Source organism: Streptomyces sp. NPDC005811, from assembly GCF_040630405.1.
In the GTDB taxonomy this organism is placed as follows: domain Bacteria; phylum Actinomycetota; class Actinomycetes; order Streptomycetales; family Streptomycetaceae; genus Streptomyces.
The window spans coordinates 1-11,641 of record NZ_JBEXXK010000085.1 but is presented as its reverse complement, the minus strand read 5'-3'; the positions used below and the strand labels follow the sequence as shown (position 1 = coordinate 11,641).

9 protein-coding genes and 1 pseudogene are annotated in these 11,641 nt (G+C 69.3%); 4 read left to right on the top strand and 6 right to left on the bottom strand.

The genetic code is table 11. From position 1 onward, the window contains the following. Nucleotides 1-10 precede the first annotated feature (10 nt). Nucleotides 11-889 carry a sigma-70 family RNA polymerase sigma factor gene (locus tag ABZ490_RS48785; protein ID WP_359006303.1) on the bottom strand — a complete coding sequence of 293 codons (879 nt, stop codon included), beginning with the start codon at nucleotides 887-889 and terminating at the stop codon, nucleotides 11-13. A gap of 93 nt (nucleotides 890-982) precedes the next feature. Here ABZ490_RS48785 and ABZ490_RS48780 point away from each other — a divergent pair, with 93 nt between their 5' ends. Further along, nucleotides 983-1,432, top strand: a complete 450-nt coding sequence (locus tag ABZ490_RS48780; RefSeq protein ID WP_359006300.1) for a carboxymuconolactone decarboxylase family protein — start codon at nucleotides 983-985, stop codon at nucleotides 1,430-1,432. 130 nt (nucleotides 1,433-1,562) lie between these two features. On the opposite strand, the gene ABZ490_RS48775 is transcribed toward ABZ490_RS48780, so the two are convergent. The 3 genes from ABZ490_RS48775 to ltrA form a co-directional block, all read right to left on the bottom strand. Continuing rightward, nucleotides 1,563-1,712, bottom strand: coding sequence for a hypothetical protein (locus ABZ490_RS48775; RefSeq protein WP_359006379.1), 150 nt, complete (start codon nucleotides 1,710-1,712; stop codon nucleotides 1,563-1,565). 184 nt (nucleotides 1,713-1,896) lie between these two features. Next, nucleotides 1,897-2,184 carry a hypothetical protein gene (locus ABZ490_RS48770; RefSeq protein ID WP_359006376.1) on the bottom strand — a complete coding sequence of 96 codons (288 nt, stop codon included), beginning with the start codon at nucleotides 2,182-2,184 and terminating at the stop codon, nucleotides 1,897-1,899. Between the two features lie 68 nt (nucleotides 2,185-2,252). Continuing rightward, nucleotides 2,253-4,013 carry a group II intron reverse transcriptase/maturase gene (gene ltrA / locus ABZ490_RS48765; protein WP_359006297.1) on the bottom strand — a complete coding sequence of 587 codons (1,761 nt, stop codon included), beginning with the start codon at nucleotides 4,011-4,013 and terminating at the stop codon, nucleotides 2,253-2,255. Nucleotides 4,014-5,664: 1,651 nt separating this feature from the next. Here ltrA and ABZ490_RS48760 point away from each other — a divergent pair. Next, nucleotides 5,665-6,648: a hypothetical protein gene (locus ABZ490_RS48760; RefSeq protein WP_359006294.1), complete on the top strand. Its 984-nt coding sequence runs from the start codon at nucleotides 5,665-5,667 to the stop codon at nucleotides 6,646-6,648. A gap of 386 nt (nucleotides 6,649-7,034) precedes the next feature. Here ABZ490_RS48760 and ABZ490_RS48755 read toward each other — a convergent pair whose 3' ends face one another. Then, entirely contained in the window at nucleotides 7,035-7,235 is a 201-nt protein-coding gene (locus tag ABZ490_RS48755) for a hypothetical protein (RefSeq protein ID WP_359006291.1), read from the bottom strand. Beyond that, a pseudogene (locus tag ABZ490_RS48750) lies at nucleotides 7,232-7,873 on the bottom strand (ATP/GTP-binding protein); the annotation flags it as partial. The pseudogene ABZ490_RS48750 and the gene ABZ490_RS48755, both read right to left, overlap by 4 nt. A gap of 363 nt (nucleotides 7,874-8,236) precedes the next feature. On the opposite strand from ABZ490_RS48750, the gene ABZ490_RS48745 reads away from it, so the two are divergent. Beyond that, nucleotides 8,237-9,112, top strand: a complete 876-nt coding sequence (locus ABZ490_RS48745; RefSeq protein WP_359006288.1) for a hypothetical protein — start codon at nucleotides 8,237-8,239, stop codon at nucleotides 9,110-9,112. Continuing rightward, the coding region (locus ABZ490_RS48740) for a caspase family protein (RefSeq protein WP_359006285.1) at nucleotides 9,109-11,641 on the top strand (2,533 nt) is incomplete at its 3' end. The genes ABZ490_RS48745 and ABZ490_RS48740, both read left to right, overlap by 4 nt.

Here is an 11,641-nt window from a genome sequence, read left to right as displayed (position 1 = left end):
CGGCAGGGCCTCACGCTGGTTTCGGCAGGTTCATCACCGCGAGCTTGGCCGGGTCGATCACGACCGTGATGTCAGTAATCCGGCCGTCGACGACGGTGAACGCGAGGACCGAGAGCGGGGTGCCGTCCTCGCGCCAGGAAATGGTCCCCGGGAGGCCGTTGACGAGCACCGCCCGCCCCTGCGTGGCTGCGCTGGCGGACAGTTGCGCGCCGGCTGCGACCTTGGTGGCGCCGAGGGTGACGACCATGCCGGACGGGGTGTCGACGGTCAGTTTCACCTCGGGGTCGAGTACCCGCAGCAACTCCTCGAAGTCGCCGCGGCGAGCTGCTGTCAGGAAGGCCTGGACTACCTGTCGCTGTTCCCGTCCGACGCCGGTCGGTTGCTCAATCGTCTGCACCTTCCTGCGGGCGCGGCTGGCGAGCATCTTGGTGGCGGCGGTGGACTTGCCGAGGATCTGGCCGATCTCGTCGAACGGCACCGCGAACAGGTCGTGCAGCACGAACGCCAGCCGCTCGCTCGGCCCGAGCGACTCCAGAACGACGAGGAGCGCGAGCCCGACCGAGTCGGCGAGCACCGCATCGTCCTCGGGAGCAGGATTGTCGTCGAGCGTGACCACGAGCTCGGATAGACCGTCGTCGTAGGAGGCCTCCGGTCGGGCCTGGCGCGATCGCAGGACATCGAGGCTGATCCGGCCGACCACCGTGGTCAGCCAGCCGGCGAGGTTGTGGATGGTCGCCGCATCCTGGCGGGAGAGGCGCAGCCAGGCCTCCTGGACCACGTCCTCGGCGTCGGCGTGCGATCCGAGCATGCGGTGGGCGACCGCGCGCAGCCGGTCGCGCTGGGCCTCGAACGTCTCGGCTATCGGGTCCGTCGGGCTGGTGTCGGACATGTTGTTACCTTCCTCGGCTCTGCTCCGTCATGGGGATGACGGGCCCGGAGGGGCGCAGGTAACCGATGAACCACCGATGAAGGAGTCAGACCGATGGAAGCACGTGTGAAGAGCCCGGCCAATCCCGACGTGATCACAGCAATCCAGCACCTCTACAAGGCGATTCACTCCGGGGGCGTCGACAAGGCTCTGCTGTCGCTGGTCCATCTGCGTGTCAGCCAGATCAACGGTTGCAGCCCGTGCGTCTTCGCCACGATCCAGTCGGCGAAGCAGGCCGGTGAGACGGAGGAGCGGCTGCACAACGTGGTTGCGTGGCGCGAGACGCCCTTCTACACCGAGGAGGAGCGGGCGGCCCTCGCCCTGACCGAGGCCGCCACCCGACTCCAGGACGGCGCACTGGGCGTCACCGACGAGATCTGGGATGCCGCCGCCGAACACTTCAGCGAGGAGCAGCTGGGCTCGATCACCCTGGAGATCGCGATGACCAACTTCTTCAACCGGATTAACCGCACGATCCGGGAGCAGGCCGGCAAGACCTGGTGAGTCGGGCGGGGCGTCATCCCCTCGGAGGCCGCGCCTTCGGATGGGGCCCGGCTGCGCGGCGGCAACATCAGAAGCAGATTCCGTGGGGGCGGAATCCGTCACGGACATGTCCACCACACAAAACACCAGATCAGACCCCATGAATCGCTGCTGAGCTGCCCATAAGCCAGTTGGCGGGCCTGTTTTCCGGGCTCTTTCCGGCGAGGATGCAGGTGGCCCAGGGCTGGCGGATCGTGATGCTGCGGATCCAGTCGCCTTCGGGCAGGGCGGCGAGGCTCATGCGGCTCGCCCCCGCCCGGTCAACCGCATGGCGGCGGTCGTCAGTAGGAGGGTGCGCTGGCCGATCCGGCCGTGAATGCGCAGGAGGGACGACATACTTGGGTTCTCCGTCTCGTCTCGTGCGGGATGGATGGGCCCGGGGCAGCCGTCTAGCCGCCAAGCACAGCGGCTGTCCCGGGGCGGAGCTACAGCGCGAAGTCGCTGCGGGTGGTCGAGCTGACGGGGTTGTTCCAGAGGCCGGCCTTCGCGGCGGGCCACTCCATCTGCCAGCCGGGCCGAAGCCCGCGCGCTCCCCAGCTGTCCGGCTGTTTGCCGGGGTTCTCGAGTCCGGCCTGCTGCGCGGCGAGCGCGGCGTCGTACACCTCATGGGCGCGACGCAGGGCCGCGGCGGGGGAGTCGGCGACGCCGGTGAAGACGTGCACGCCGCTGTGGTCGGGTAGCCGGAGACCATTGCTGATCCCCGGCCCCCTCAGAACCGGACGTGCGAGCTTTCCCCGCATCCGGCTCAAGCAAGCCCCATGGGCTTCGCAGGTCAGCAGGGTTATGTGGTCCGTTTGCCGTCACCAGCATGGTGCTGGCGGTGGCATTCGGAGTGCACGAGGCGAAGGTTGCTCCGCTCGTCCCCGCCGCCGTCTCGCCGGTAGGTGAAGTGATGCTTGTGGAGCATCTTCTTCGAGGCCGCGAACCAGTTGATCCACTCACGTGGGCTGTCCGGTTCGTACTCGGCTCCGACGATCAGCGCCTGCTTGCAGAGAGGACAGAGCCCCTGCTGTCGGACCGCCAGGAGAAGACTGGTCTTGTCCATCGGCGGCGGCGCTTTCCTGCGGCGGCGGTCCCGCCAGTACTCGGCCAGGTCGGGATCGTCCGGAGACGCTCCGCCCTTGACGAGCTGGTGGCGGACGATGCCGGTCCAGGCGAACTTGATGAGGAAGGCGCCGCTGTCGCGGTCACCAAACACCCACCGATCACGCCGGGACGGGTGGAACCTTCCGAAGTACCGGTCCACGACCCAGTACCTCGACTTGTTGCGGTGACGACGCCTGGCCCACTTGAAGGTCAGCCGCCACATGTAGTGATCCAACGACGAGAACGTCGTCGAGGACGCCACCCCCCGGTAGTAGGACGCCCAACCGCGAACGATCGGGATCAGCCTGCGCAACACAGCCTCGGCATTGGACCCGTGCAGGGCCTTCACCTCGGTCCGTAATCGCGCCCGGAGCCCCGCGCAGGCCGCTGTACTCGGCTTGATGATCAGCTTCTGGCCCGTCCGGCGGACGGTGAAGCCGAGGAAGTCGAACCCCTTTTCCAGGTGAATGACCTGGGTCTTCTCCTCGTTGAAGCGAAGACCTCTCGGCTCCAGCCAGTCCTCTAGCCGGGCCCTGACCTGGTGCACCTGTTCCTCGTCGTGGCAGAGCACGACGAAGTCGTCGGCATACCTCACCAGCACCGGGGTGCCCGGCATGGCGCCGGGCTCGCGCCCGGCCCGCACCGTGTATTGGCACCCTGCGGCCTGTTCCAGTCCGTGCAGAGCGACGTTCAGCAATAGCGGGCTGATCACACCGCCTTGAGGAGTGCCCTCCTCGGTCGGTGCGAACCGGCCGCGGTCGATCACGCCTGCCTTCAGCCAGCCGCGGATCAGATCCCTGGCGGGGAACTGTCCGAGCATGGTCATGAGGTGGTGGTGGTCGATGCGGTCGAATGCCGCTGACAGGTCCGCGTCCAGGACCCACAGACGTTTCGGGTTCTTGCCCTTTACCGTCCAGAAGATCGCGGATATCGCGTCCTGGCAGCTGCGGCCGGGCCGGAAGCCGTAGGACCTCGGCTCGAACCGCGCTTCCCACTCGGGTTCCAGCGCGTTCTTCACGCGGGCCTGGAGGACCCGGTCACGGATGACCGGAATGCCGAGCGGTCGCTGTTTCCCGTTGCTCTTCGGGATGAACACTCGCTTGACCGGCCTGGCCTTCCAGGGTTTCGACGACCGATGGATCTCGGCCGCCAGCGTGCCTCGCGCTTTCGGCGTGAGGGCCCGTTCCCCGTCGATGCCAGCGGTCTCGCGACCACTGCTCTGCTGCGTCACCCGCTTCACGCTGACCAGCGTGTTGCTGCGGCTTCTCAGCATGAGCTTCTGCAAGTTGCGGACCTTCTTCAGGTCCCCGTCCTGCGTCGCCTTGAAGATCCTCTGCCTCAGCCGCCGTACGTTCTCCTCGCAGGTGGCCCAGTCGATGCCGTGCCAGTCGAGTAAGTCGTCCTCGGGTCCGTTCACCGCAGGCGAGGGCATCACGACAGGCGCCGTGACCTCCATGTTCGCCTCCGGTGTCTAACTTGTCCCTCGGTTCCGGCTTCCTTGCAGTGGTGACTTCAAAGGCTCACCTGATCCACGTGGGCGCCCTTTCGGGCCGGGCCACCAGGACCCGTATCCGGCGAGTTATGCGAGAGCGGGTGAAGGTCCCAACTCCCGGTTTCCTCCGGCCTTTCGGCCTGCCGGCCTTCGCTTCTTGGATCTTCCTTCTCCCGCCGGGGACTTCAGCCTTCCTTGCGGTCGGCCTACCAAGCCGAGGCTTGGACCCCGTCGGGGTTTCCACGTTCCGCACCAGTAAGACGCGGCTGGGGTGGGCGCCCCCTCTACCCCGGGACCAGCGGTGTCCTCCCTCCGGGCTCAGTTACCCGAAGGTCGCTTGGTGCCTTCCAGCACCGGGTCCTATGACCGCCGCCAGCACGCCATCAGCGCGGTCTTAACGTCACGGGGCATCATCGAGGGTTCACTTTCGTTCGCCCGTCCAGCCTTCCCCTCGCCTGTTGCACCCCGATGGCCGGGATGCTCTTGGGCTTGAACGCTCCGCTTCACACCCCGCCGTTACCAGCGACGCATGGGAGCGCGGGGACGGGCCTTGGACACTGGCCCGAAGTTCAGCCGATCGATACCTCCTTCACGTGGCTTTCCTTACTTACCTGGAGCGACTTCGTGTCGCACACTGAGCACCTCAGTTGGCCATTGAGTGCTTCACTTGGCCGCCTTGGCGCGCAGCACCGACCTGCTCGGGTGAGCCGAGTCGCGGTAGGTGGAACCTTCGGTGTCAGCGCTTGGAGTTGACCGAGGAGGCGCCCTCTCAGTCCCTTCCCTGTCGCTCATGCCGGGCTCTACGCTCTTCTGGTGTCCATAAGTTCCCAGCCAGGCGCCAGCGCCATCATCCGGGAGAAACCGTGGACGTCCCGACTCTGATCGTGTTGGGGGCGGCGGGCGGTCTGCTGCGTGGAGCCGTGGACCTGTACACACGATTCCTGTCGTGGCAGGCCGTTCGTCTCTCTTGCCTGCGGGCAGCCAGGCAGGCGCCGCGGTTTCGAGAGCATTTCGACGCCTCCACCGACCTTGTCGCGCCCATCGTGCACACCCTGATGGGTTCCGGTGCCGCAGTGTTGTTCGGCACCACGGGACAGATCAGCGGTGCGTACGCCGCCCTCGTTGTCGGAATGTCGGCGCCCATGCTGCTTACCCAACTCACCCGCGTCCAGACGGTGAGCGAGGTGCTGACGGGCGATCGGCAGTCAGCCGATCCGGCGGAGACGGCTGCGGCGGGCAGTGGGGCTGCCACTGCTGACCCCGTGGGCGGGACACCAGCCACAGGTGCCACAACCGCTGCTGATCCGTCCACTCCTCCGTCCCTCACGGAACCCCGTCCCGCGCCTTCTTCGGGCCTGGCCCAGGCCACCGCTTCTGACGAACAACCGCTGCCTTCTGCCCATCCAAGGTCTTTGCCCAGGCCGTCTGCCGCGATGACTCGCACGCAGGGTCCCAGCCCCGGGGAACCCTCTGCGGACCGAGCACAGCTATCAGAGTCCTCGCGTCCTGAGGGCGCGCCCTTGCCCATGGACTCGTCCGGAAGAGCGGGCTCTCGCCTGGATGGTCGCGGCACGTCACGATGGCGCCAAGGGCCGGTGAGCGGGGAGGAGGGGCTTTGAACAGCGTTCCGCAACACCTGCTCAGCGAAGACCGCCAGGAGTACGAGCGGATCCTCGATGAGGTGCTGCGCTCCGCACCACACCGCCCGGAACTCACTGCGGTCGGACAGCGGCTCAACCACGAACAGCTGCGCACCATGGCGCTCAACGCCACCGCACTCATCACGGCGGCCGCGGCAACCGAGTACCAGCACTACGTGAAGGTCCGCGAGGAATTGCACCAGCCGGCACCGTCCACCGGTTGGGCCACTCATCAACCCGGCGCGAGGGACACGGTCACAGTGGAGCTCCCGGCAGCTGACGGCGTGGACGTCGTACAGTCGGCCAGCCGCCTGACCGGCGGCGTCGCTGCGCAGCGGTGGGCCAGGATGTCCTACCCTCGTCGCCTTCTAGCAGCCGTGCTCGGACTGCATGTACGGCCAGAAGGTCACGCAAGGATCCCGGTGCCCGCAGAGGCAGACGGATCCGGCAGGTTCTCGTTTTTCGTCGCTCCTGTCGCCGTCCTGTCCGGAGCCGCCACTGCGATCTTCTTCCTTGCCAGCCTCCTCCTCAAGTCATTCAAAGCCGGGTCGGAGTCCGCCCACTCCATGAACACGGCTGGGTGGGTCTCCGGGGCGGTGCTCGCGGGCGCGCTCGTGGCTCTGCTAGCCATTGCCCTGCGAAGTCGGCCCTCGCTGGAGGCCGGACCGTACGGCGAGCTGAGCGAGGAGGTGGCCCGGGCCAAGGAGGCCTGGCGCGAGGCTCTCTTGGAGCAGGGCATCCTGCCGTTCCTGCGGGAGGCCCTCGCCGACCCTGGCGCCACGAGGTTGCTCCGCAGCACGACACCGTCGGCGTCGACCAACCGTATCCCGCGCGTCGGCTACGACCGCCCAGGCTTCAGCAGCCCGAACGAGGGCCCGGCGGCCAGCCCACGGCCGAGCTTCACCAGTCCGGATTACACCACCCCAGACTTCGAAGCCTCGGAGCATCGGCCGGAGTGACTGATCGCTCCCTGCGTACTCACTGGCGCGGAGAAGCACATCCTGCAGGATCACAGGTAACCAAGTGAGTTCCGCTGTGGCATCCCGTGCTCGTACGCGGCCTGTTCCTGGGCCTCGCCGTCAGCAGGACTCTGCGGCCAAGTGCGACGCTCAGAATGGCCAACTGAGCCGCTCAGTCACAGCCGCGCCGGGGCGGGTCGGTGGTGTCGTGTATCGGGACGTCAACCTCGTAGATGCGCAGGCTCATGACGTCCAGCTCCTCTCTGTGCTCGGTGGTGAGGGACCACCGCGACCGTCCCGGCCTTCGTCTGCTGGAGGCCGGGACGGCACGGAGCGCCCGTCACGCCGGGCTCGGTTTCCCAAACTTGGGAATCCGGGCCCGCCGGTCAGAGGTCCAGGTGGATCGTGATGGGCCGCCGGGGATCACCGGCGGCGGTGTGGACGGTGCGGCGGTGCGCGGCGAGGCTGGCGGCCCCGCCCTGGATCGGCAGGTGGCAGTCGCGGCAGCCGTGCCACCACTCATCCCCGGCCGGGAGGTCGGCCGGGGTGAGCGGGTGCGGGTGCGGTCTGTCGTTGGCGCGGCTCACGCGCGGACCGCGTCCGCGTACTGCGCCTCCAGGTCGGCGCGGCCTTCGGGGTCGTCGTCCTGGAGGTCGTGGTCGTCGGCCTCCTGGTCGACGTCGTCGGCGCCGTGGACGGTGCAGACGATGTCCGGGTCGCTGTCCATGGCGCCGGTCAGCGCCTTGTGCAGGTCGGTGACCGAGTGGACCGGCGCCCATGCCTGCCCGGCGCACTCCGGGTCGACGGGGCAGGGGAGCAGGACGTCGAAGCCAAAGTCGCCCTCGCCGTCGATGTCTTGGCGCAGCGCCAGGGTGAGGTACTGCTGCCCGAGATGGATCTCCGCGACGCGGTCCTGGCCGGTCACCATGTCCGAGTCCGGCCGCCACTGCCACAGCGGCAGGATCTCCGGGCCGAAGAAGCGGCGGGGCAGCCACAGGTCGCCCAGGCCGTCGCTGCCGTCGCGCCCGAGGTCGGCTTCCCGTGCCTGCGAGAGCCGCTTGAGGAACGGCTCCAGGCGGTAGAGGGCGTCGGCGAAGACGATGGTGTTGAAGCCTTCGGCGGCGAGCCGCTGGTGGGAGTGGACCCTGGCCTGGTGCTGGGAGCGGACGGTGTCCTCGGGCACGCGCCGGTTGTCCGGCCGCGGACCCTGCCGCTCCAGGCAGACGAGGACTTCTTGGGAGGTCGCCGATCCTGAGGCGGACTTCACGACGGAGTCTTCGCAGCTCAGTGGCTATAAGTCGACACCGTAGTAATCGCGACATGTGTGGCGCAAGGGATACCGGCTGGCTTCACTCGTCCGTGGTTGCGCTGGCTCTGTACGGCGAGGGCGTTTGGATCGGTGGTCGGCTTTGCAGTGTTGCGAGGTCGCCGGGTTCGGCAACGTGCGCCGGCATGTCGAGCGGGCTCGGGTGGTTGAAGCAGAGTGGCTGATCGATCTGCGGGTTCACCGGACACGCGTGGTGCGAGCTGGTAGGTGTGGAACGTTATTCACTGGTTGGGCGATTTCGCCTGTCTTGGGGTGGGGTTCATGGCGCGAGTGGTGTGTGTGCACGGGATGGGGCAGCAGGTGCAGGGGGAGGACCGGTTGTTGTCCGTGTGGTGGCCAGCGCTGAGTGATGGCCTGCGCCGGGCCGAGGCCGCCGAAGACCTGCTGTCGGACTCGGACGTGGCGGTGGGGTTCTACGGCGATCTGTTCCGTCCGGCCGGGCAGTTGCTCGCGGCGGGTGATCCGCCCTACACGGCCGGGGACGTCGAGGCCGGCTTCGAGCAGGAGCTCCTGGCCGCATGGTGGCAGGCGGCGGCCGAGACGGACCCGGCGGTGGTGGCACCGGGCGCTGACGGGACCCTGGTGGCGACGCCGCGGTCGGTGCAGGCCGCTCTGCGGGCCCTGTCCGGCTCGAAGTTCTTTGCGGGCCTGGCGCTGCGGGCGGTGGTCGCGGATCTGAAGCAGGTGCGTGCTTACCTGACGGACCAGTCAACGCGCGATCAGGCCCGCGAGCGGGTGATGGCGCAGATTGGTCCCAAGACGCGGGTGGTGGTGGCGCACTCGCTGGGTTCCGTGGTCGCCTACGAGGCGTTGTGCGCGCTGCCGGGGCACGGGGTGCGGGCGCTGGTGACGATCGGCTCGCCGCTGGGGATCCGCAACCTGGTTTTCGACCGGCTCCAGCCCGCCCCCGATCCGGCGGGCAAGCAGGCCCGCGGTGCGTGGCCGGGCGGCGACGATCTCGTCTGGACGAACCTGGCCGCCACCGGGGACGTGGTGGCGCTGGTGAAGGACCTGCGCTCGTGCTTCGGCGAGCGGGTGCGCTCGGGTCTGCTGTCCAACGGCGTGCACGCGCACGACGCGACCTCCTACCTGACCGACGCGCTGTGCGGGAAGGCGATCGCCGAGGGCCTGGCGTGAGCGGTGCGCGGGAGAGTGCGGGTGGTGAGGGGCCGCGGCGGTACCTGATCGCTGCGGCGGTGGCCGGCTATCCGAAGAACCGGGACTGGGACCGGCCCGGCCTGGTCGAGGCCCGCGAGAGGGTCGTCGAGGTGTTCACCGGGCCGCTCGGCTACCGGCTCCACGACCCTCTGCCGCTCAGTCCCACCAAGCAGCAGCTGACCGATGCCCTGCGCGCGTTCTGCGCTTCTCCGGAGCGGCGCGAGGACGACCTGCTGACGCTCTACCTGTCCTGTCACGGCGAGATCCTCGGCGACGGTGAGGAGCACGTACTGCTCACCGCCGACACCGACCCCGAGGACCTGGCCTACACCGCGCTGCCCACGGCGGAGCTGACGCGGGTGATGCTGCGTGGCACGCTGATCCGGAGGGTGATGCTGCTGCTGGACGCCTGCTATGTGGGCCAGGGCGGCAACGAGATGGCCGCCGCAGCGCTGGAACGCATGGGTGCGCTGTGGGGCAGGAGTACCGGGTCGGGGCTGGTGGTGGTCTCCTCCGCGCAGCCGCACCAGCCGGCGCTGGCCGGGGCGTTCCCCCGGCTGCTGCACGAGGCGGTCACCGGTCTGTCGGTGGCCGGGCACGGCCCGCGGGCGCTGTCGGTGAACGCGCTCGTCCAGCACATGAACGACTCCCCGGACCGGCCCGGCCACCAGCGCATTGGCCTGACCATGGTGGGCCTGGACGGCGAAGCACCGCCGTTCTTCCCCAACCCCCGCCACGACGTGCGCATGACCGGGATCGACCTCGCCCTGCAGCAGGCCGCCGCCTTCGACGAGCAGGACCGGCGGCGTGAAACGGAGTTCGTCTCCCGGCTGCTGGTACGCGCCATGGGATACCACGCGGCTCCAAACGATGCGAGCCCGGACGATGCGGGCCCGGATCCCGCGTGGTGGTTCAGCGGCCGCCACAGCGCCCTGAACGACCTGGCCGCCTGGCTCGGCCACCCCGGCGACCACGACCACGCGGCGTGCCGGGTGGTCACCGCGGCTCCCGGCTCCGGCAAGACCGCCGTCCTCGGGCTGATCGCCGCCCTCGCCCACCCCGAGCGCCACCGCACCGTCCCCCTGAGCAGCATCGGCCTGCACGCCGGCCTGATCCAGCCCGGCTCCCTCGACGCCGCCGTCTACGCCCAGCACCTGGGCGACGCCGACGTCCTGGACGCCCTGTGCGCCGCCGCCCGCACCCACGCCACCACGGTCGGCGAACTCCTCCAGGCCCTCACCCACCGCACCCGGCCACTGACCGTCCTCATCGACGCCCTCGACGAAGCCACCACCCCCGACACCCTGTGCACCACCCTCCTGCGTCCCCTCATCGAACACTCCCAAGGCCGCATCCGCCTGCTGCTCGGCACCCGCCGCGACCTCCTGCCCCGCCTGGGCACCGCCCCCGAGCAGGTGATCGACCTCGACAACGACCGCTACGCCGACCCCGAGGCCCTCACCGCCTACACCGTCCGCACCCTCCTGCAGGCCCACCGCGCCTCCCCCTACCGCGACCGGCCCGACACCGCCCGGCCCGTCGCCGAGGCCGTCGCCCAGTCGGCCGGCCACTCCTTCCTCGTCGCTCGCATCACCGCCGGCACCCTCGCCGCCACCCCCGCCATCCCCGACTCCACCGACCCGAAATGGCGGGCCGCCTTGCCCCGCCACGTCGGCGACGCCATGCACCACGACCTCCACCAACGCCTCGGCCACAACGCCCAGCGCGCCATCGACCTGCTTCGCCCCCTCGCCTACGCCCAGGGCCAGGGCCTGCCGTGGGAGGACATCTGGGCACCCCTGGCCACCGCCATCTCCGGCCGGCCCTGCACCGACGACGACATCGTGTGGCTGCGCGAGCAGGCCGGCTCCTACGTCGTGGAGGCCACCGAGAACGGCCGCTCCGCATACCGGCTCTACCACGAGGCGATGTCCGAGTACCTGCGCCGGGACACCGACCCCGAGACGGTGCACGCTGCCTGCACCCGTGTCCTCACCGACCGTGTCCCCTACCGCGCTGACACCACCCGCGACTGGTCCCGCGCCCACCCCTACGCCCTCACCCACCTCGCCCACCACGCCGCCCGGGCCGGCCTCCTCGACCAGGTCCTCACCGATGCCGAGTACCTCGTCCACGCCGAACCCCGCGGCCTCACCCCCCACCTCCACCACGCCGACGACGACACCTCCCGCCTGCACGCCGCCGTCTACCGCACCGGCCTCCACCTCCACCACGACGCCACCCCGCCCGTCCGACGGCAGGTCCTCGCCCTGGATGCCGCCCGCGCAAGCGCCACCACCCTCCACCGCGACCTCACCCACCGCATCCCGCCCGACACCTGGACACCCCGCTGGGCCACCGGCAGCACTTTCAGCCCAGCCCTCCGCGACACCCTGACCGGCCACACCGGCCCCGTGTCCGCGGTGGCGTGCACGGTCCTCGACGGCCGCACCCTCGCCGTCACCGCCGGCGGGGACCGCACGGTGCGGGTGTGGGACCTGGCCACCG